Source organism: Achromobacter sp. RW408 (assembly GCF_003184165.1).
Classification (GTDB): domain Bacteria; phylum Pseudomonadota; class Gammaproteobacteria; order Burkholderiales; family Burkholderiaceae_B; genus Achromobacter; species Achromobacter xylosoxidans.
The window spans coordinates 123,047-142,650 of sequence record NZ_QHHO01000049.1 but is presented as its reverse complement, the minus strand read 5'-3'; the positions used below and the strand labels follow the sequence as shown (position 1 = coordinate 142,650).

Genomic DNA, 19,604 nt, shown 5'->3' with positions numbered 1-19,604 from the left:
ACTCCTGCGATGCGGGACAGCGCCAGACGTCGCCATGGGCACCATCCGGACGGACGAGACTATACCTCCGCGCCGCACACCGCGCCGCGCTCCGGCTGTGACCGGATCTTTCTCTATACTGGGGCCACTCACACGGACGCCGCTCGGGAAACGCCCTCATGACAGCAAGGCAAGCGCTACACATACTGATCCTGGCCATGCTGGCGGGATCGGCCTGGGCCGAGCCGGCCGCCACGGCGGCGGACGCCTGCGCCGCGGCGCAGCGTGGCGGCAAAGCCGCGCAGGCCGACGCTTGCGCGGGCGCCAGCGTGCCGCGCGAGGCGGACAATACCGGTCTGGCGCCAAGCCCTGGCTCGGACTGGCAGCCGCTGGCCCCGCAAAGCATGCCGGGGGTGTTCTATGACGGCGCCTCCATCACGCAGCTGTCCGAACGGCCGGTGGTGATGCTGGCCACGGTGGCCTGGTTCTACGCCCAGCCGCGGGTCTCCGAAACCAATGGCCAGCCCTATGGCTCGGTGACGCAGGCCGTGATCATGAACTGCAGCAACAATACCTACACCGTCACCGAGACCCAGCATTACGCCGGCCCCAACGCCACCGGCAGCCTGGTGGAATCGCTGCCCGTGGCGGGCATGTCGAGCGCGCCGGTGGTGCGCGACCCGGTGCAACGCTCGCTGCGCACCGTGATCTGCCCGGCCGACGGCCGCCGCGCGCCGCCCCAGGGCACGGCGGCGGGCAAGGACTAGGGCCTGCCGCGACCGCGCCGCGCGTCCTGGTCACGCGTCCGGATGTCCATGCGAGGCGCCTGTTGCATGGACAGGGCCTAGCCGCGCCAATAGCGGTAGAGCGCGCGCGCCGCGGCGTCCAGCGCGAAGCCGAGCGCCCCGATCAGCAGCACCATGGCCATCAGTTCCGAATAGGCCAGCCGGTCGCGCGTGTCCAGGATGAAATAGCCCATCCCCGCCGATACGCCCAGCATTTCGCACGGCACCAGCACGATCCAGAGAATGCCGATGGCCAGCCGCACCCCGGTCAGGATGTGGCCCAGGACGCCAGGCAGGATCACGTGGCGCAGGGTTTCCCAGCGGGTCGCGGCCATGCTTTGCGCCAGCTGCAGCCAGCGCGCGTCCAGCTGCTGCACGCCTGCGGCCGTATTCAGCACGATGGGCCACACCGCGGCAAAGGCCAGCAGGAAATACACCGGGTCGTCGCCCACGCCGAACACCATCACCGCTATCGGCATCCACGACAGCGGCGAGATCATGCGCAGGAACTGCATGGCCGGCGACAACGCCGCCTCCAGGCGCCGGTAGCTGCCGATGGCCAGCCCGAGCGGCACGCCGATGGCCAGCGCCAGCCCCAGGCCCACGGCCACGCGCCGCAGGCTCACCAGCACGTGCAGCGGCAGATCCGAGCCGGTCAGCAGTTGCCACAGGCTGGCGAAGGTGGCGGCGGGCGCAAAGCGCCGCGCCATGCCGCCGGCGGGCGCCAGTACCTCGGTACCCAGCCACCACAGCGCCAGCAGCGCCGCCAGGCCGGCCAGCCCAAGCACGGCGCGCGCGGCCGGGCCGTCGCGTCGCGCGCGGGTGCGCGCAGGCACGGCGACGGGCTGCGCGCCGCCCGCGGCCAGCGACTGGCGCGCCGTCACGCCTGCACCATCTCGGCCCGGCTGTACGACTCGGGAAAGCCGAAGCGTCCCAATCCGCCCGCCGCCTCGATGGCGCGCCTGACGTAGCGGTCGTCGACCAGCTCGGCGGCCGCCCGAGCCGGATCCAGGTTCGCCAGAAAGCCGCGATCGGCCTCGATCACGGTGTCGCGCAGGCGCCGCACCAGTTCCTCGGTATAGCTGGGGAACGGGTATGGCTGGAAGTCGATGCGGCGCTCATCCCAGTCGGCGTGGCGGATCGCGCCGCTGGCCAGGTATTGCTCGCGGTCGGACGGCGGCGGCGCCAGCACCTTGCTCAAGGCCGGCAGGCCGTGCGGGGTGTAGCGGTTGATGCCTTCCTTGGACAGCAGCCTGGCGGTCTCTTCGCGGTTGTCGCGGATCCACAGCTGCGCCTGGACGATGGCGTCGACCACCTTCTGCGACCACTCGGGGCGCTGCTGCAGGTCGCGCTCGTGCATGAACACCACGCAGCAGGCGTGGTTGCGCCAGACGTCGCCGGTAAAGCGCAGCACCTTGCCCACGCCCAGCGTCTCGGCCACGGCATTGAAGGGTTCGGCCACGATGTAGCCTGCGATGCGGTTTTGCGCCAGCGCCGGCGGCATGTCGGCCGGCGCCATCACCACCAGGTTGACTTCGTTGGCGGCCGGCGCGCCGTCCTTGCGCGACACGGGCTCCAGGCCGTTCTCGCGCAGCAGGTATTGCAGCACCACGTTGTGGATGGAATACCAGAACGGGATCGCCACGGTCTTGCCGCCCAGCTGCTTGACGTCGTTGATGGCCGGAGCCACGGTCAGACCCGAGCCGCCGACGTGGTTCCAGGCCACCACCTTGGCCGGCACCTGGCTGCCGAAGCGCGCCCACACCGTCATCGGCGACAGCAGGTGCACCACGTTGACCTGCCCCGAAATGAACGCCTCGATCACCTGCGCCCAACTGCGCAGCAGCGTCGGCTTTTCGGCCTTCACCCCGGCCTTGTCGAACAGGCCGTTGTTATGCGCCACCAGCAATGGCGCCGCGTCGGTGATCGGCAGGTAGCCGATGCGCACCGGGGCGTCGGGCTCGCTCTGCGCCCGCGCGTTGAACGCCGATAGCAGCGGCGCGGCGCCGCCCACCGTCAGCAGGGCCGAGAGTTTCAACCAGTCGCGACGCGACATGTGTTCAAGGCACATCGATAGACTCCTTGGCGGCTTGGCCGCGTGCGACCCGCAGCGCATCGCGCAGGCGGGTCAGGATTTCCAGGCGCAGCGCGCCCATTTCAGGCAAGAGATCGGCGCGCGGCTGCGGCAGGTCCACCGACCACACGCCCAGGATGCGTCCGGGCGCGCCGCCCAGCAGCACGATGCGGTCGGCCAGCAGCAGCGCTTCGTCGATATCGTGGGTGATGAGGACGGCGGCGGTATGGAAGTCGGCCACCACCTTGCGCAGCAGCGCCTGCATGTCGCCGCGCGTGACCTCGTCGAGCGCGCCGAAGGGTTCGTCCAGCAGCAGCACCGCCGGCTGGCGCGCCAGGCAGCGCGCCAGCGCGGTGCGCTGCGCCATGCCACCGGACAGTTGCGCCGGCCGCAGGTGGCGCGCATGCGACAGGCCGACCTCGTCGATGGCCTGGTCGATCCGCAGGCGCCGTTCGGCCGCGTCCAGCACGGGCTGGTGGACGAAATCCAGGCCGAACGCGACATTGCGCTCCAGCGACAGCCACGGCAACAGGCTGGGATCCTGGAACGCCACCGCCACGCGCGGATGCACGCCGGTCAACGGCGCGCCCTCCATCAACAGCGTGCCGGCGCTGGCCGGCTGCAACCCCGCCAGCACCCGCAACAGGCTGGACTTGCCGGCGCCGCTGGCGCCCAGCACCGCCACCACCTCGCCCCGATCCAGCGCCAGGTCCACGTCCCGGAACACGTCCATGGACGCGCCGGGGTAGCGCAGCGCCAGCGCGCTGGCCTGCAACACGGGGCGCGGCGGCGCGCTCATGCGGCGCCCTCGGCCGCGAGCCGGGCCTGGCGCTTGGCCAGCTCGGTCTTGAGCTGCACCAGGCTGGGGGTGACGATGGGCAGGAAGGCTGCCTCGCGCCAGCGGCGCGCAAAACCGTCGCCAGCCGGTCTCAGGTAGGCCGCGCCGCCGCTGGCCTGCAGTTCCAGCTGCACTGCCTGGCTGGCGATCTCGGCCAGGGCGATGCGGCTCTCGAACAGCAGCCACGGTTCGGCCACGAAGCGTTCGCTGCGCACGCCGGCTACCAGGCGCGCGGTCACTTCGTCGAGCTGCCGCGCCAGCGCCTGCAGGGGTTCGGCGAGGATGCCGCGCGACGCCTGGCCCTGCCCGGCCTCGCCAGCCGCGCGCAAGGCGCGCCGCGCCAGGCCGATGGACAGGCCGCACTGCAGCCCGGCGAAGGCCGGCCGCGCTCGCGGCAGATACTGGCGCGCGTCCGGATGGATCAGCCATTCGGGCCCGATGCGTACATCGCGCACGTCCAGCGCCGCCGTGTTGCTGGACTGCAGCGCCAGCAGGTTCAGGTCGGCGCTGCGCGTCAGTCCGTCGATGTCGTGCGGCAAGGCCACCACTGCCGGCGTGCCGTCCGGCGACGAGACGGCCGCGGCCACCAGGAAGCCCTGCTTGCGCAGGTTGGTCACCCACGGCATGCGGCCGTCCAGCCGCCAATCCGTGCCGTCCTGGCGCGCGCCGATCTGCAGCGATTCGATGCCGCTGAGGAACTTCATGGCGTTCGACAGCGCCGTGGCGCCGGCCGTTTCGCCCGCCAGCAAGGGCGCCAGCCACGCCCGCGACAAGGCCGCGTTGGGGCTGCGCAGCAGGTATTCGATGAAAACGCGCTGGCCCCAGGCCACGAAGGCCGCGGCCACGGAATGCTCGGCCACCTGCGACACCGCCTCGATGGCGTCGCCGATATCGGTGCCCGGCGCGCCGCCCTGCTCGGCCGGCACGCCCAGGCGGAACACGCCCGCCTCGGCCAATCGCGGCAGGACCTCGGCGGCGTCATGGCTGCCGTCGTCCAGCGCGCCGGCATGGGCGTCGAGCCAGGCGGCCAGCCCGGGCGACAGGCGCGGGTCCGGTTGCCGCGCCGTCATTGCGCGCCGCTCCAGGCGTAGGCGCCCAACTGCTCGTTCAGTGGCGTCTGCGCCAGGTTGTTGCCGAAATTGCAGATGGTCGCCAACCCCACGCCGACGATCACTTCGAGCGCGTTGCCGTCGCTGTAGCCGGCCTCGCGCAAGGCTTGCAGCTCGGCGTCGCTGACGCGGCCGCGGGTACGGATCACGGCTTCGGTGAACGCGGCCAGCGCCTGCAGGCGGGCGTCGGGCAGCGTGCCTTGCGCGCGCAGCGCATCCACCACTTCGGGCGAGAGCTTGGCCTTGTTGCGCGCCAGCGCGGTGTGGCCGGCCACGCAGAAGGTGCAGCCGTGGCGGGTGCCGGCCACCAGTTGCACCACCTCGCGTTCCCGCAGCGTCAGCCCGGCGCGCGCGTTGATCTGCGACAGCGTCTGGTACGCTTCCAGCGCCACCGGCGCGTTGGCCAGCACGCCCAGCAGGTTGGACAGGTAGCCCGCGCCCTGTTCGGCGGCGGCCAGCGCGGCGCGGGTGGGTTCGGGGGCGCTTTGCGCGGTATGGACGGGCAGACGGGCCATGAAGGTCTCCAGAAGACTGTCAACGAAAACTCGATTGTGCGGGCGCCCCGCTCCGGGCGACAATGCACGGGGGTCGCAAGCTGATGCTCGATCCTATCGACTTTCAGCTATGCGCTTATAACCAGGCGCGATCGCCATCATCGCGCCAAACTGATCCGGTCGTTCCCCCATACCAGCGCGGCCGCCACTCGCCTGCCCTTGCCATGCCGCCCTCGCCCGCCCCGAACGCCGATCAAGCCGCCGTCGACGCCCTGCTGCTGTCGAGCCTGGAGGTGCAGTCCAGCTTGTATCACCTGGGGCAGTACTGCGGCAATTGGTCGGCCAGCACCAGCGGCCGGGCCCGCGCCAGTTTCCACCTGATCCTGCACGGCCGTTGCCGCGTCGACCTGGGGCCGGGCCAGGCGCCGCTGACGCTGGCGGCCGGCGACGGCGTGTTCTTCCTGCGCGACCTGCCGCACGCGCTGACGCCGCTGGACGCGCCCGGATCGGCGGCGCCGGTGTGTCGCGAGATGCGGCCGCTCACGCCGCGCCAGCCCGACGGCACCGGGCTGGCCTGCGGCTTCTTCCAGTTCCGCCCCGGCCTGGCCGATCTGCTGGCCGATACGCTGCCCGACGTGCTGGTGCTGCGCGCCGACGATGCCCGCTACGCCAGCGCGCGCGGCGTGTTCGACCTGATACTGGGCGAAACCCGGCGCGACGGCGGCGCCTCGACGGTAGTGCTGGAACGGCTCACCGACATGCTGGTCTTTTTCATGCTGCGCCACCTGGCGATCCACGACCGCCAGGCCCACGGCCTGTTCGTGCTGGCGCGCGACCCGGCCATGGCGGGCCTGCTGCAGGCGATCCTGGCGCGGCCGGCGGACCCCTGGAGCATGGACGACATGGCGCGCCACGTGCACATGTCCAAGGCCACCTTCCACCGCCGCTTCACGCTGCAAAGCGGCACCACGCCCGCGCAATTGCTGCAACTGCTGCGCATGCGCGTGGCGCGGCGCCTGCTGGCGCAAGGCGTGGCCATCGCCGAGGCCGCCGAACGGGTCGGCTATCGCTCGCAAGCCGCCTTCAGCCGCGTGTTCCAGCGCACCGAGGGCGTGGCGCCTTCGGCCTGGCGCAAGGGCTCGCCTTTGCCGGGCGCGCCCGGCTGAAGGCCGCCGCGCCCCTGCCTTGCGACCCCTCGCGTCCCGGCTCGCGGCGCCTTACGACAGCCCCAGCAACAGTTCCGCCAGCAACTGCGGGTGGGTGATGTGCGCCTCGTGCGGCGCGGCGATGTCGACCCAGTTCCAGCCCGATTGCGACTTCACCCATTGGCGCGAGGCCTCCAGCACTTCCAGTTCCGGCTGGGTGCAATGGATGTAGGTGCGCGGGCGGCCGTTGCCCACGGGATGCCGGAGGGTGAGCGGCGTGGTGTAGCTGGCCAGCGGATGCCGCGTCAGGCGACGCTTGACCCAGGCCTCGTCGGCGCTGCCGGGCTTGAATCCCCAGGCCGCCGGCAAGGGCTCGGGAATCGGCACGGCCAGGCCGTTGGTGGCCTTGGAGGCCGCGGCGATGCGCGCGTCGGCCTCGGCCTTCGGGTACACCGAAAACGCGTTCTGGCCGCTTTGCAGCACGATCGAATCGAAGTACACGAGGTGCGCCAGTCTTTCGGGAATGCGGTCGGCCACGCCCGAGATCGGGATGCCGCCGAAGCTGTGGCCCACCAGGATCACGTCGTTCAGTTCTTCGCTCTCGATCACCTGCACCAGGTCCTCGACGAAGGTGTCGATGGTGATGCCCTTGTGCAGCAGGTGGGCACGGTCGCCCATGCCGGTGAAGCTGGGCGCGTGGACGCGATGGCCGGCCGCGCGCAGCCGCTCGGCCACCGGCCGCCAGCACCAGCCGCCGTGCCACGAGCCGTGCGCCAGCACGTAGGTCTTGGCGCGGCCGGACGCGGGTTGGGCTGTAGCTTGGGCTGCGGATTCCGAGGCGGGCCGCGCCAGGCCGGCCGGCGCAGCCGCCAGGGCGGGCAGCCCCGCCGCCAGTTGCAACAAGGTCCTGCGGGAAATCATGCTCATGCCGCTTACACCTGTGCCAGGGCCTGGTCCAGATCGGCCAGCAGATCGTCGATATGCTCGATGCCGATCGACAGGCGCACCGTTTCCTCGCGCACGCCCGCCTTCTGCAGCTCTTCGGGATTGAGCTGGCGATGGGTGGTGGACGCCGGATGCGTGGCCAGCGACTTGGCATCGCCGATGTTGACCAGTCGCGTGAACAGTTGCAGCGCATCCTGGAAGCGCGCGCCGGCTTCGCGGCCGCCCTTCACGCCGAAGGTGAACAGGCCGGGCGCCTTGCCGCCCAGGTACTTGCGCACCAGGGCGTGATCCGGGTGGTCCGGCAGGCCGGCGTAGTTGACCCACTCGACCTTGGGATGCTCGCGCAGGTAGCCGGCCACCTTGACCGCATTCTCGACGATGCGGTCCACCCGCAGCGCCAGCGTCTCGATGCCTTGCAGGATCTGGAACGCATTGAACGGCGAGATCGCCGCGCCGGTGTTGCGCAGCGGCACCACGCGGGCGCGGCCGATGTAGGCGGCCGGGCCGAAGGCTTCGGTGTAGACCACGCCGTGGTAGCTGACGTCGGGTTCGTTCAGGCGCTTGAAGCGGGCCTTGTGCTCGGCCCACGGAAACTTGCCCGAGTCGATGATGGCGCCGCCCAGGCTGGTGCCGTGGCCGCCCAGGTACTTGGTCAGCGACTGCACCACGATGTCGGCGCCGTGCTCGATCGGGCGCAGCAGGTACGGCGAGGGCACGGTGTTGTCGACGATCAGCGGCAGGCCGTGGCGGTGGGCCAGCTCGGCCAGCGCGGCGATGTCGGTGATGTTGCCCAGCGGGTTGCCGACCGACTCGGCGAAGATGGCCTTGGTGCGCTCGTCGATCTGCGCCTCGAAGGCGGCCAGGTCGCTCGGGTTGGCGAAGCGCGTGGTGATACCGTATTGCGGCAGCGTGTGGGCGAACAGGTTGTAGGTGCCGCCGTACAGCGTGCTGGACGAGACGATGTTGTCGCCCGCCTCGGCAATCGTCAGGATGGCGTAGGTCACCGCGGCCTGGCCCGAAGCCAGCGCCAGCGCGGCGATGCCGCCTTCCAGCGCCGCCACGCGCTGTTCCAGCACGTCGGTGGTCGGGTTCATGATGCGGGTGTAGATGTTGCCCGCCACTTTCAGGTCGAACAGGTCGGCGCCGTGCTGGGTGTCGTCAAAGGCGTAGGCCACGGTCTGGTAGATCGGCACGGCCACGGCGCGCGTGGTCGGGTCGGGCTTGTAGCCGCCATGCACGGCAATGGTTTCCAGCCGCCACTCGGGCTTCTTCGGTTCGGTCATGTGGTGCTCCTCGAAATGCGTTATCGGTAATAGGATCAGGCGGCGAACCCGCGCGCGGCGCGCAGGATGCGGTCGACGTCCCCATGATTGTTATAGGCGCCGACGGACAGGCGCACGTAACCATACTCCACGATGCTGGCCACCACACCCTCGCGGGCCAGGTGCGCCAGCGCCGCGGCCGGATCGGCCACGCGCAATGCGGTGGTGGTGCTGCGCAGCGCCGCGTCGGCCGGCGATACCACCTGCAGGCCCTGGGCGCGCAAACCGTCGCTCAATGCAGCGGATAGCTCCAGTACCCATGGCTCGATGCGTTCGGGCCGCGCCCATTCGATCAGGTCCAGCGCCGCGGCCCAGCCGGCGATGCCGGGATAGTTCAGGTTGCCGGTTTCCAGGCGGCGGGCGTCGCCCGCGTCGGACACCCCCACCTGCCATTGCAGGCCGGTCTTGTCGAGCGTGGTGATTTCCGACGGGCCGACGTACGGCGGATCCAGCGCGTCGAGCAGGCGCGGCGACACGTGCAGCAGGCCCACGCCCAGCGGCCCCAGCATGCCCTTGTGGGCGCCGCAGGCGAAAGCGTCCACGCCCCACGCATCGACCTCGGCGCGCAACAGGCCCGCGCCCTGGATGCCATCGACCACCAGCCAGATGCCGCGCTCGGCGCAGCGCCGGCCCAGCTCGGCGATGTCGGTGCGCAGGCCCGTGCCGTATTGCACCCACGACACCGCGATCAGCCGCGTGCGCGCGTCGACGTGCTGCCACAGGTCATCGACCGTATAGCGGTGCGCGCGTGCCGACGGCACCCGCACCTGCACGCCGCGACGGCGCAGGTTGAGCCAGGGCAAGGCGTTGGTGGGGTGTTCCTGGTCGTCGACCACCAGGTTGTCGCCTTCCTGCCAGGCCAGGCCCTGCGCCACGGTGTTCAGGCCCTCGGTGGTGTTCTTGGTGAAGGCCAGCCGGCGCGCGTCGCCGCCGATCAGCCGGGCCAGCCGCGCGCGCAGCGCGCCGGCATCGCGCAGCCATTGCGGCTTGTCGCTGCGGGCATGGGTGATGCCGTCGAAGAAGGCGGCCACGCCATCGGCCACCTTGGGCGCCAGCGGGCTGGTGTAAGCGATGTTGGCGTATGCCTTGTCGCGAGTGATGGGAAACCATTCCCGGAATTCGTCCTGCCAGCTCATGCGCAACCTTCTTCAATCATGCAACTTGGTATGGACGGATTCTAGGTATATGACGCGAATTTGGATAAGGCTAAGTTCTCATAACCATATGACGATACAGTCGCTCACGATTGCGGCGCGCGACCATAGAATTCATGCCTTTCTTGCATACATCGAATACGGGAACGGCATGCGGTTGATCTCTCTACTCAAGGCCGCCGGGGCGGCGGCGGCGCTGGCTTGCGCTGGCGCGTCCATGGCGGGCGTCACGGTCGACGCCATCAAGAAGCGCGGCGAATTGGTGTGCGGCGTGAGCCAGGGCTCGGCCGGGCTGTCGATCGCCGACAAACAGGGCCGCTGGACCGGCCTGGACGCCGACCTGTGCCGCGCGCTGGCGGCCGCCGTGCTGGGCGATCCCGAGAAGACGCGCTTCGTGCCGCTCAGTTCGCAGCAGCGCTTTCCCGCCCTGCAAGGCGGCGAGATCGACGTGCTCAACCGCAACACCACCATCACCTCCAGCCGCGACGCGGGCCTGGGCATCGTCTCGGCCGGCATCGTGTTCTACGACGGCCAGGGCTTCCTGGTGCCGAAGAAGCTGGGCGTGAAAAGCGCCACCGAACTGGACGGCGCGCAGGTCTGCGTGCAGCCCGGCACCGTCAACGAACAGAACCTGGTCGATTACTTCAAGAAGCACAAGCTCAACTATCGGCCGGTGGTGATCGAGAACCTGGTCGAGCTGGAGCAGGCCTTCTACGCCGGGCGCTGCGACGTCTACCTGTCGGATGCCTCGACGCTGGCCGCCAGCCGCGCCGCGCGCGCCGCCAATCCGGACGACTTCGTCATCCTGCCCGAACGCATCAACAAGTCGCCGCTCGGCCCCTTCGTGCGCCAGGACGATCCCAACTGGACCGCCATCGTGCGCTGGACCGTCAACGCGCTGGTGGCCGCCGAGGAACTGGGCATCACCTCCAGGAACGTGGACAGCCAGGCGCAAAGCAGCGACGCCCAGGTGCGCCGCCTATTGGGTCTGGACCCCGGCATCGGCAAGGGCTTCGGGCTGGACGAAGGCTGGGCCCGCAACGTGATCAGGGCCGTCGGCAACTATGGCGAGGTGTGGGACCGCAACCTGGGCGCGGCCACGCCGCTCAAGCTCGATCGCGGCCTGAACCGGCAATGGAACCAGGGCGGCCTGCTGTATTCGCCGCCGTTCCAATAAACCTTCACGCACGCGCTGCCGGCAGGCGGGCCGACGGCCCGCCTGCGCGCTTTTTGAGAAGCCGCCGGCCCCTTCCGGCGCAGGCCAGGACAGACATGATCGCCCTTCACTCCTCGCCCTGGAACGCCGCGCTGCGGCGCTGGTGGCCAGCCGCCGCCTGGACCCTGGGGCTTGCCGCCCTGGCGGCGCTACTGCTGCTGCACATCGAAGCCACGCAGGCGGCCCGCGGCATCCGCGGCGGCTTCGGCTTCCTGTTCCAGCCGGCGGGCTTCCGCATTTCGGAAAGCCTGCTGCCGGTGACGCCCGACGATCCCTACTGGATGTCGCTCGCCGCCGGGCTGGTGAACACGCTGACGGTCGCGCTGGTGGCGATTCCGCTCGCCACCCTGCTGGGCATCGGCCTGGGCCTGCTGCGGCTGTCGTCGCGGCCGCTGGCATCGCGCGCCGCCGCGCTCGTCATCGCGCCCTTGCGCAATACCCCGGTACTGCTGCAATTGTTCGTCTGGTACGGCCTTTTGCTGCGCCTGCCGGACGCGCGCCAGGCGTGGTCGCCGCTGCCGTCCGTGCTGCTGTCGAACCGCGGGTTGGCATTGCCGGCGCTGCACGGCTGGCTGCCCTATGCGCTGGCGGCGGCGGGCGCCCTGCTGCTCGGCTGGCGCCTGCGTCATCGCCTCGGCCGCGCCGCGCCCTGGGCCGCGCTGGCGGCCACGGCGCTGGCCTGGGCGTTGTTGCCCGGCGTCACCATTGATCTGCCCGTCAAGCGCGGCTTGGGCCTGCAAGGCGGCTGGCAGCCCAGCATCGAATTCGCCGCGCTGGTGATCGGGCTGGTGGTGTTCCATGCGGCCTACATCGCCGACATCGTGCGCGCCGCCGTGCGGGCGGTGCCGGTGGGCCTCGTGGAAGCCGGCCAGGCCATGGCATTGACCCCCTGGGGCGTGCTGCGCCACGTCGTCGCGCCCTACGCCGCGCGCGTGGCGCTGCCGCCGTATGCCAACCAGTGCCTGGCACTGGTCAAGAACAGCACCCTGGCCATCGCCATCGGCTACCAGGAACTGATGGCCGTCATCAATACCGCCATCACCCAGACCGGGCTGGCGCTGGAAGGCATCACCCTGGCCGTGGCCGTCTACCTGGGGCTGGCGTTGGCGCTGGGCGGCGCGCTGTCCGCCTGGAACGCGCGCCATGCCCGCCACGGCCCCGGCGACAGCCACGGCGCCCGCCTGGGCGAGCGCCCCGCGTTGCGCCTGCTGGACGACGACAAGCGCGGCATCGGCGGCTGGTTCGGATCGGCGCTGATGGCATTGCTGCTGGGCGCCGCCGGCTGGGCCTTGCTCGATTGGGCGCTGCTGCGCGCCGTCTGGAGCGGCAGCCCCGCCGCCTGCGCCGCCGCGGGCGCCTGCTGGGCCGCCGTGGGCGAGAACCTGCCATTGCTGCTGTTCGGCGCCATGGCGCCCGCCGACCGCGCGCAGGCGCTGGTCGCCTGCGCCGCCCTGCTCGCCGGCGTGGCGGTCGCGCTGGGGGTGGGTCGGCTCGCGGCGCGGCCACGCCTGGCGTGGATCGCGCTGATGATTGCCGTCACGCTGGCCGCGCTGGCCGGTTGGCCCTGGGGTGGCGGCGCCATCGGCCCGTTGCGCTGGAGCGGCCTGTTGGTGACGCTGATCCTGGCGATCTCCGCGCTACTGGCCGCGCTGCCGCTGGCCTTCGGCCTGGCGCTGTTGCGCCGTTCCGCCAGCCCCGGCGGGTCGCTCGCCGCCGCAGCGCTGATCGAGGCCGTGCGCGGCGTGCCGCTGGTGACGCAATTGCTGTTCGCGTCGTTCGTGCTGCCGCTGCTGCTGGGCGGCGGCGTGTCCAAGTTCGGCATGGCCCTGGCCGCGCTGACGCTGCACACCGCCTGCCTGCTGGCCGAAGTGCTGCGCGGCGCGCTGCAGGCAATTCCGCCTGGCCAAATGATGGCGGCGCGCGCGCTCGGCATGCGCCCCGCCGTCGCCTACTGGACGGTGATCTGGCCGCAGGCGCGCCGCATCGCGGCGCCGGCCGCGCTGGGCGTGTTCGTCGGCGCGGTCAAGGACACCTCGCTGGTCAGCATCATCGGCGTGTTCGACGTGCTGGGCGCGGCCAAGGCGGTGGTCGCCGGCACTGACTGGCGTGCCTACCATGTCGAGGTCTACCTGGCGGTGGCGCTGCTGTACTTCAGCGCCAGCCTGGCGTTGGCGCGCGTGGCGCGGCGCATGGAAGGAGCGGTTTCCTGATATCCGCGCCGACGCGCGCGGTGCCGCCTTCGCGGCCAAGCCTATTGGCCCCCTGCGCCCAGCCGTTCCAGCCACGCCGGACGCGGCGCCGCATCCAGCCAGTTCTTGACGATCAACCCCAGTTCGGTGTCGCCGGAGATACGCAGCCGACGCTGGAAGAACAAAGTGTCCGCATCAGTCTCGCCGCGCATCAACGCCAGCAGTTCCCCAACGCCCGCGCCCAGTTCCAGTTCGCAGGGCTCGCGGTTCCACATCGGGCGAAAGGCGCCGCCGCGCACGGTGAAGCGGCTGCACAGGCCCAGGTCCTCGATGGTGATGGCGAAGCTGCGGCCCTCCAGTTCCGGTGGCGGGCTGAGCCAGTTCAGGCGCCGCGCCAACTCCAGCCCGGCGACGAAGTGCAGCGACACCAGCGGCGCGGGCAACCGCCGCCCCAGGCGCGCGACCAGGCCCGGCACGGCGAATCGGCTGTCGCTCATAGCCCCTCCTGCCAGGCGATCCCCGACTGGCCATGGAAATAGCCATTGCAGCGGCCGATGCCGGCCGGCGGCTGCACCGTTTCCGGCGCGCGGCCGCCGCGCGCGGCGTCCAGCGCCGCGATGGCTTCGAGCGTGCCGGCCGACTGCGGGCTGACGCGCAGCACGTCGGCGCCCATGTCGGCCAGGTACGCGGCCTGGTCCAGCAGGTCGAGACAGGCGGCCGACTGCACCTGGATGCCGTTGATCGCCAGGAACTCGCGCGATTCACGCGTGCGCATGTCCAGCCCATCGGGATGCTCGATGCAGCGGAAGCCGCACTCGTCCTTCTTCAACCGGAAGTGGCGCGCGGTGAAGCAGCGCGCCGAGAACGCCAGCGCCATGCGGCCCCACACCATGATCTCGGCCTGCAACCCGGCCGGCCGCTCGGCCAGCAGCCGCGCCAGCGCATTGACGTGCATTTCCAGCGGCGCCACGAAGCGGGTCGCGCCGCGCGCGGCCAGCCATTCCAGCGTGCCGCCGTGGTAGGCATTCATGTGCGGACCTGCCACGAACGGGCGGCCGCCCAGGTGGCGCATGGCGCCGGCCTCGCCGGCCTCGACCATGAAATCCTGCTGCTCGCACAGGCGTCTCAGCGCCGAGGCCTCGGCGCCGGTCTCGATCAGGGTGCGGCCGGACAACACCACTTCCTTGCCGGTCGCGGCGAGGTCGCGCGCCAGGTCGAGCCAGTCGTCGGCGCGCAGTTCATGGCGCCTGCTACAGACGGTTTCGCCGATGTAGAGGATGTCGGCCGGGCTGTCGGCCAGCGCCGCGTAGAACTCCAGCGTGCGCTGGCGCGGCCAGTAGTACAGCAACGGTCCGACCGAGATGCGGAAAGCCTTGGGTTTCATTTCCATGGACGTTCGAATGCGCCTTGCGTGACTTGGGATCCCTCGGCATGGCGCGCCAGCATCGCGTTCCATTCGGGACGTGGGGAGTAGCGGTTGGGATCGGCGTGCGCGCTGTCGAGCGCGGCGCGCAGCGTGGACACCACCTGCGTGACGTAGGCCGGGCTGCGCTGGCGCCCTTCTATCTTGATCGCCGCCACGCCCATCTCGGCCAGTTTGGGCAAGAGGCCGATGGCGTTCAGGCTGGTCGGTTCCTCCAGCGCATGGTCGGCATGGCCGTCGACCTCGAAGCGCCCCTTGCACAGCGTCGGATAGGCGGCGGCCTCGCCAGGCCCATAGCGGTCGATCAGGATACCGTTCAGGCGCGCATCCAGGCGGCCGTCCTGCTCGACCCAGCGCACCGCGCTGGCGGGCGAACAGACGCCCTTGTTGTTGGGCGAATCGCCCGTGGCGTACGACGACAACAGGCAGCGCCCTTCGGCCATGACGCACAGGCTGCCGAAGCCGAACACCTCGACCTCGACGCTGACGTTGGCGCAGATGCGGGCGATCTCGGCCAGCGTCAGCACGCGCGGCAGCACCACCCGGTGGATGCCGAATTGCTCCTTCATGAGTTCGATGGCGTCGGTGTGGGTGGCCGAGCCCTGCACCGACAGGTGCAGGCGCAGGTCGGGATAGCGGTCGCGGGCGTACGCCAGCAGGCCGGCATCGGCCATGATGACCGCATCCGCGCCCAGCCCGTGCGCGGCATCGACCGCCTCGCGCCATTCATGGCCGCGGCCGGCCTGCACGAAGGTGTTGATGGCGAACAGCACCTTGCGTTGCCGGCTGTGCGCCAGTTCGACGCCGGCGCGGATGTCGCTTTCGGTGAAATTGAGCCCGGCGAAGTTGCGGGCGTTGGTGGCGTTCTTCAGGCCCAGGTAGACGGTGTCTGCGCCTGCCTCGATCGCCGCCTTCAGCGCGGCCAGGCTGCCGGCCGGCGCAACGAGTTCCAGGGGGGAGGTTCGGGTTTGCATGCCGGCCAGTCTAGGGGCCGGCGCGGCGGGTGGCCTTGTCGCAGATCAAACCGTCCCGCGGCGGCGCGCCACGCCGCGCGATTTCAGGCCGGATCGTCGCCGTGCAGGCCGTGCTCGACGGCGTAGACCGCGACCTGCACGCGGCTGGTGAGGTTCAGCTTCTTCAACACGTTCTGCACGTGGATCTTGACCGTGCTTTCGCTGACGTCGAGTTCGCGCGCGATGACCTTGTTGCTGGCGCCGCGCGCCAGGCACTGCACGATCTGGCGTTCACGCGCCGTCAGGCGATGGCGTTCGGCCTGGCCGGCCGGCGCCTGCGCGGCCAGGCTGGCCTGGCCGCGGAATTGTTCGACCAGCTTGGCCGTCATGCTCTCGGCGATGACGGGTTCGCCGGCCGCGGCGCGGCGGATGGCCGACGTCAGGGCCTCGGCGTCGATGTTCTTGAGCAGATAGCCGCGGGCGCCGTCGCGCAGCGCCTGGCCCAGTTCGTCGGCTTCTTCCGACACAGTGAGGATGATCACCGCACAGGAAGGCAGATCCTGCGTCAGCAGTTGCAGCGTCTCCAGCCCCGACAGGCCCGGCATGTTCAGGTCCAGCAGCACCACGTCGGGCTTGAGTTCCTTGGCACGCTTCAGGCCTTCGACGCCATCGCCGGCCTCGGCCACGATCTCGAAATCGGGCTGGCGCTGCAACAGCAGGCGCATGCCCGAACGGAACAGGGTGTGGTCATCGACGAGCAGGATACGGATGGGCATGGTCTTGAAAGGGTCAGGCGGCCTGGCGTTCGGCGTCGGGCAACGTCAAGGCAATGCGCGTGCCGCCGCCGGGCCGGGATTTCATTGTAATCAAGGCATGCATCCGGGCGGCGCGTTCGCGCATGATGTGCAGGCCGACGTGGGCCTCGCCGCGCTGCGCCACTTCGTCCGGATCGTAGCCCTGGCCGTTGTCGGCGATCAGCAGGTTGAAATCGCGGTCGTTGCGCACCACCACGTCGACCCGGTCGGCCTCGGAATGCTTGCGCACATTCGACAGCGCTTCCTGCAGGATGAACAGCACCTGCAATTGCTGCTCCGGGGCCAGCGGCGCGCCGACGCCCTGGCTGAAGGCCAGCTCGGTGGCCATGCCGGTCTGGCGGCGGAAACGTTCGACTGTGTCCTGGATGGCGGCCTTCAGGTCGCCCTGGCCCAGCTTGTCGCGGAAGTTGGTGAGCAGCTCGCGCACGTCCTTGTAGCTTTCGTCCACGCCGGTGCGCAGCAGCGGCAGGATTTCCTCGACCTCGGCCTGGTCGCCGCGCTTGACGGCCGCGTCCAGCAGCTGCAATTGCAGGTTCAGGAAGTTCAAGCCCTGCGCCAGGCTGTCGTGCAGCCCCTGCGCCACCAGGCCGCGCTCCTGCACCACCGCCAGCTGGCGCGCCTGGGCGCCCAGGCGGCGGTTGTCCAGCGCCACGCCCAGGTGCTGCCCCAGGGTTTCGAGCAGTTGCGAGTCGGACGGCGCCAGCTTGCGCTGGCTGCGGAAATGCAGCGAGTACGAGCCCAGCACCTCGTCGCGCGTGACGATGCGGAACACCGCCACGCTGGCGAAGCCGTCGCGCTGGCAGTTCAGGTCCATCTGCGGTGGCGCCTGGCGAAAATCCTGGATCACGACGACGCCGGCCTGGCGCGTGGCCACGCCGCAATAGCAGTCGTCGACCCGCATGCAGTGCTCGGATTCGACCAGTTCCTCGGACAGGCCCACCGACACCACCAGGTTGAGCTTTTCGTTGTTCGGGTCGAGCGCGCGGATGCTGCCGCCCTCGGCGTCGAACTGCAGCATGACGCGGCGCAGGAAGCCCTGGCACATTGCCTCGATCTCGTTGGGCTGGTTCAGGAACGCCGCCATGTCGTACAGCGCGCCGATGTCGCGGTTCTGCGCCGCGAGCTGGGCGGTCTTTTCGCCCACCCGCTGTTCCAGGCCGGTGTACAGGCTCTGCAATTCGTCGGCCATGCGGTTGAAGCCGCGCGCCAGCACGCCGAATTCATCCTGGCTCTCGACCGGCAGGCGGGTGCTGAACTCGCGCGCCGCCATGCGCTGCAGGCCGTCGCGCAGGCGCAGCACGGGCGCGATGATCCACAGGTACAGCAGGTAGATCATGGCCAGGGTGCCGGCGCTGGCGATGGCCGCCAGCACGCCCTGCGACAGCCGCAGCGAGGTGGTCTTGCCGGCGTTGTCCTGCTCGATCATGCGCACCAGCTCGTCGGCGCGGGCAACGAAATCGGGCAGCGTCTCCAGGTATTCGGCCGCGTCCTCGCGGGCGATGGCGCGCATTGCCGCCGGCCGCATGATGTCGCGCCAGTAGTCGGCCACGCCCAGCCAATGCTGGCGGATGGTCGGATCGTTGGGAATGAACAGCGGCCGGGCCGGATTGCCGCGCGCCAGGCGGGCGATGGTGTCGTCCATCAACTGCACCTGCTCTTCGGTGCGCGCCTGGCGCCCGGCCTCGGGCCGCATCAGCTCCACCGCGACCCGGTTGGCGCGCATGCGCAGGCTGCCGGTGTCGTTGATGGCCGCGCCCGCGCCTTCCAGCTGCCACGACAGCCACAGCGTCAGGCCGATCATGCCGAGCACCACGATCAACGCCAGCAGCGAACTGGCGACGATGCGCGTCGACAGCCGGTGGCGTGGCGACGGCAGGCCCTGGGCGTCGGAGGGGGAATCGGGTGTGGTCATGGACTGGGCTTGCGCGCGGGCGTGCCTGAAGCGGGTTGGGCGATTGCCAGCCTTGAGGCGCACGCCGCGCGGCTGGCAGACTCCAGTGTAGTCGTTCCGCTCAACCCTGCCGCACCGCCCGGATGATGAAATCGGCCACCGCGGCCGGGTCGTTCAGGGGCAGGCAAGGCAGGTCCGTGGCCAGCGCCGCGTCGGTCACGATCGCCAGGAAGCCGGCGTCCTCGGCATGCAGCGGCGGCTTGCCCAGCGCCGGACGGTAGACCTCGATGCGGGGAATGGCCGCCTGCTTGAAACCCTCCACCAGCACCAGGTCGGCCGGCGCCAGGCGCAGCAACTGCTCTTGCAGCGACGGCTCCGGCGCCCCGCGCAGCTCGTGCACGATGGCATAGCGGAACGGCGACGCCACCATCACCTCCTGCGCCCCGGCCTGGCGGAAACGCGCGCTGTCCTTGCCGGGCGGCTCCATCTCGAAGTCGTGGTGGCTGTGCTTGATGACGCTGACCTTCAGGCCGCGCGCGCGCAGCAGCGGCAACATGGCCTCGATCAGGGTGGTCTTGCCGCTGCCTGAGCGGCCGGCAATGCCGAAAACGGGGGTCATGCGGGCTCCGTGAACAAGGGACAGACAATGGGCAGGAACGCGTCCGCCCGGGCCGAGTATGCCAGCAAAGCGCCCGCCACCAGGTCGAAGTACCAGCCGTGCAGGGTCAGGTCGCCGGCCTGCAGGCGCCGCTGCACGCACGGCAGGCGCTCCAGGTTGCGCAGCGAGATCAGGATGGAGGCCTGCTCGCAGGCGCGCCGGTGTTCCGCCAGCGACGCCGTCGGCATCTCGCTCAACACGCGCAGGCGCGCCGGCTCGGCGATATCCATCCAGCGGTCCAGGTAGTCCGGCTCGCCGCCGCGCGCCGGCCGCTCCATCAGCGCGCGGATGCCGCCGCACTGGGCATGGCCCAGCACGATGATGCGGCTGACCGCCAGTTGCTCGACCGCGAACTGGATCGCCGCCAGCACGCCGTGGTGGCCCTGGTCGCGGTCGGGCGGCGGCACCAGGTTGGCAACGTTGCGCACGGTAAAGATGTCGCCCGGATCGCAGCCCAGCAGCATGGCCGGATCGACCCGCGAATCGCAGCAGCCCACCAGCAGCGTGCTGGGGTGCTGGCCGTCGCGCAGGTTGCGGTACAGCGACGGCGCCTCTTCGTAGTATTGATGCTGGAAGCGCTGGAAGCCGTCCACCAGCCGTTCGATGTCGCGCAT

Annotated in this window: 19 protein-coding genes; 4 read left to right on the top strand and 15 right to left on the bottom strand. The window is 70.3% G+C overall.

Annotation, left to right across the window (positions count from 1 at the left end):
- The first annotated feature begins 158 nt into the window (after positions 1-158).
- A complete protein-coding gene (locus DK459_RS20125) occupies positions 159-746 on the top strand; it encodes a surface-adhesin E family protein (protein ID WP_024068959.1) in 588 nt (195 codons plus the stop codon).
- 77 nt (positions 747-823) lie between these two features.
- Here DK459_RS20125 and DK459_RS20120 read toward each other — a convergent pair whose 3' ends face one another.
- From DK459_RS20120 to DK459_RS20100, 5 genes are read right to left on the bottom strand one after another with little or no spacing between them, the layout of a single operon-like run.
- Positions 824-1,648 carry an ABC transporter permease gene (locus tag DK459_RS20120; RefSeq protein ID WP_081398483.1) on the bottom strand — a complete coding sequence of 275 codons (825 nt, stop codon included), beginning with the start codon at positions 1,646-1,648 and terminating at the stop codon, positions 824-826.
- A complete protein-coding gene (locus DK459_RS20115; protein WP_054481476.1) occupies positions 1,645-2,835 on the bottom strand; it encodes an ABC transporter substrate-binding protein in 1,191 nt (396 codons plus the stop codon). The genes DK459_RS20120 and DK459_RS20115 overlap by 4 nt, the downstream gene beginning before the upstream one ends.
- On the bottom strand, positions 2,825-3,637 hold the full coding sequence (locus DK459_RS20110; protein WP_006385334.1) for an ABC transporter ATP-binding protein: 813 nt from the start codon (positions 3,635-3,637) through the stop codon (positions 2,825-2,827). The genes DK459_RS20115 and DK459_RS20110 overlap by 11 nt, the downstream gene beginning before the upstream one ends.
- The gene (locus tag DK459_RS20105; RefSeq protein WP_020927829.1) at positions 3,634-4,746 is read right to left on the bottom strand and encodes an acyl-CoA dehydrogenase family protein; all 1,113 of its coding nucleotides are present in this window, start codon (positions 4,744-4,746) and stop codon (positions 3,634-3,636) included. The genes DK459_RS20110 and DK459_RS20105 overlap by 4 nt, the downstream gene beginning before the upstream one ends.
- Positions 4,743-5,300 (bottom strand): carboxymuconolactone decarboxylase family protein, encoded by a 558-nt coding sequence (locus DK459_RS20100; RefSeq protein ID WP_110135020.1) that lies wholly within the window; start codon positions 5,298-5,300, stop codon positions 4,743-4,745. The genes DK459_RS20105 and DK459_RS20100 overlap by 4 nt, the downstream gene beginning before the upstream one ends.
- Before the next feature lie 203 nt (positions 5,301-5,503).
- On the opposite strand from DK459_RS20100, the gene DK459_RS20095 reads away from it, so the two are divergent.
- Positions 5,504-6,445 carry an AraC family transcriptional regulator gene (locus tag DK459_RS20095; protein ID WP_110135019.1) on the top strand — a complete coding sequence of 314 codons (942 nt, stop codon included), beginning with the start codon at positions 5,504-5,506 and terminating at the stop codon, positions 6,443-6,445.
- A 51-nt stretch (positions 6,446-6,496) separates the two neighbouring features.
- Here DK459_RS20095 and DK459_RS20090 read toward each other — a convergent pair whose 3' ends face one another.
- The 3 genes from DK459_RS20090 to DK459_RS20080 are packed head-to-tail and all read right to left on the bottom strand — an operon-like array spanning position 6,497 to position 9,827.
- Complete coding sequence (locus DK459_RS20090) at positions 6,497-7,351, bottom strand: alpha/beta fold hydrolase (RefSeq protein WP_233256839.1); 855 nt, start codon at positions 7,349-7,351, stop codon at positions 6,497-6,499.
- A gap of 5 nt (positions 7,352-7,356) precedes the next feature.
- Positions 7,357-8,652 (bottom strand): O-acetylhomoserine aminocarboxypropyltransferase/cysteine synthase family protein, encoded by a 1,296-nt coding sequence (locus DK459_RS20085; RefSeq protein ID WP_024068964.1) that lies wholly within the window; start codon positions 8,650-8,652, stop codon positions 7,357-7,359.
- Between the two features lie 35 nt (positions 8,653-8,687).
- Entirely contained in the window at positions 8,688-9,827 is a 1,140-nt protein-coding gene (locus DK459_RS20080; protein ID WP_054472346.1) for an aminotransferase class V-fold PLP-dependent enzyme, read from the bottom strand.
- A 169-nt stretch (positions 9,828-9,996) separates the two neighbouring features.
- Between DK459_RS20080 and DK459_RS20075 the strand changes: the two genes are divergently transcribed.
- Together DK459_RS20075 and DK459_RS20070 are read left to right on the top strand one after the other, a co-directional pair.
- Positions 9,997-11,022 (top strand): amino acid ABC transporter substrate-binding protein, encoded by a 1,026-nt coding sequence (locus DK459_RS20075; RefSeq protein WP_006386082.1) that lies wholly within the window; start codon positions 9,997-9,999, stop codon positions 11,020-11,022.
- 95 nt (positions 11,023-11,117) lie between these two features.
- Positions 11,118-13,271 carry an ABC transporter permease subunit gene (locus DK459_RS20070; RefSeq protein WP_110135018.1) on the top strand — a complete coding sequence of 718 codons (2,154 nt, stop codon included), beginning with the start codon at positions 11,118-11,120 and terminating at the stop codon, positions 13,269-13,271.
- Between the two features lie 41 nt (positions 13,272-13,312).
- Here DK459_RS20070 and DK459_RS20065 read toward each other — a convergent pair whose 3' ends face one another.
- The 7 genes from DK459_RS20065 to DK459_RS20035 all read right to left on the bottom strand — a co-directional run bounded on the left by DK459_RS20065 (position 13,313) and on the right by DK459_RS20035 (position 19,604).
- The gene (locus DK459_RS20065) at positions 13,313-13,747 is read right to left on the bottom strand and encodes an SCP2 domain-containing protein (protein WP_024068968.1); all 435 of its coding nucleotides are present in this window, start codon (positions 13,745-13,747) and stop codon (positions 13,313-13,315) included.
- On the bottom strand, positions 13,744-14,634 hold the full coding sequence (locus tag DK459_RS20060; RefSeq protein ID WP_045953553.1) for a U32 family peptidase: 891 nt from the start codon (positions 14,632-14,634) through the stop codon (positions 13,744-13,746). The genes DK459_RS20065 and DK459_RS20060 overlap by 4 nt, the downstream gene beginning before the upstream one ends.
- Positions 14,631-15,647, bottom strand: coding sequence for a peptidase U32 family protein (locus DK459_RS20055; RefSeq protein ID WP_024068969.1), 1,017 nt, complete (start codon positions 15,645-15,647; stop codon positions 14,631-14,633). Before DK459_RS20055 ends, DK459_RS20060 begins: the two co-directional genes overlap by 4 nt.
- Before the next feature lie 83 nt (positions 15,648-15,730).
- On the bottom strand, positions 15,731-16,402 hold the full coding sequence (locus DK459_RS20050; protein ID WP_006386087.1) for a response regulator transcription factor: 672 nt from the start codon (positions 16,400-16,402) through the stop codon (positions 15,731-15,733).
- A 13-nt stretch (positions 16,403-16,415) separates the two neighbouring features.
- Positions 16,416-18,353 (bottom strand): type IV pili methyl-accepting chemotaxis transducer N-terminal domain-containing protein, encoded by a 1,938-nt coding sequence (locus tag DK459_RS20045; RefSeq protein WP_024068970.1) that lies wholly within the window; start codon positions 18,351-18,353, stop codon positions 16,416-16,418.
- A gap of 100 nt (positions 18,354-18,453) precedes the next feature.
- Positions 18,454-18,951: a molybdopterin-guanine dinucleotide biosynthesis protein B gene (mobB, locus tag DK459_RS20040; protein WP_026384272.1), complete on the bottom strand. Its 498-nt coding sequence runs from the start codon at positions 18,949-18,951 to the stop codon at positions 18,454-18,456.
- Positions 18,948-19,604, bottom strand: coding sequence for a carbonic anhydrase (locus tag DK459_RS20035; RefSeq protein WP_053500338.1), 657 nt, complete (start codon positions 19,602-19,604; stop codon positions 18,948-18,950). The genes mobB and DK459_RS20035 overlap by 4 nt, the downstream gene beginning before the upstream one ends.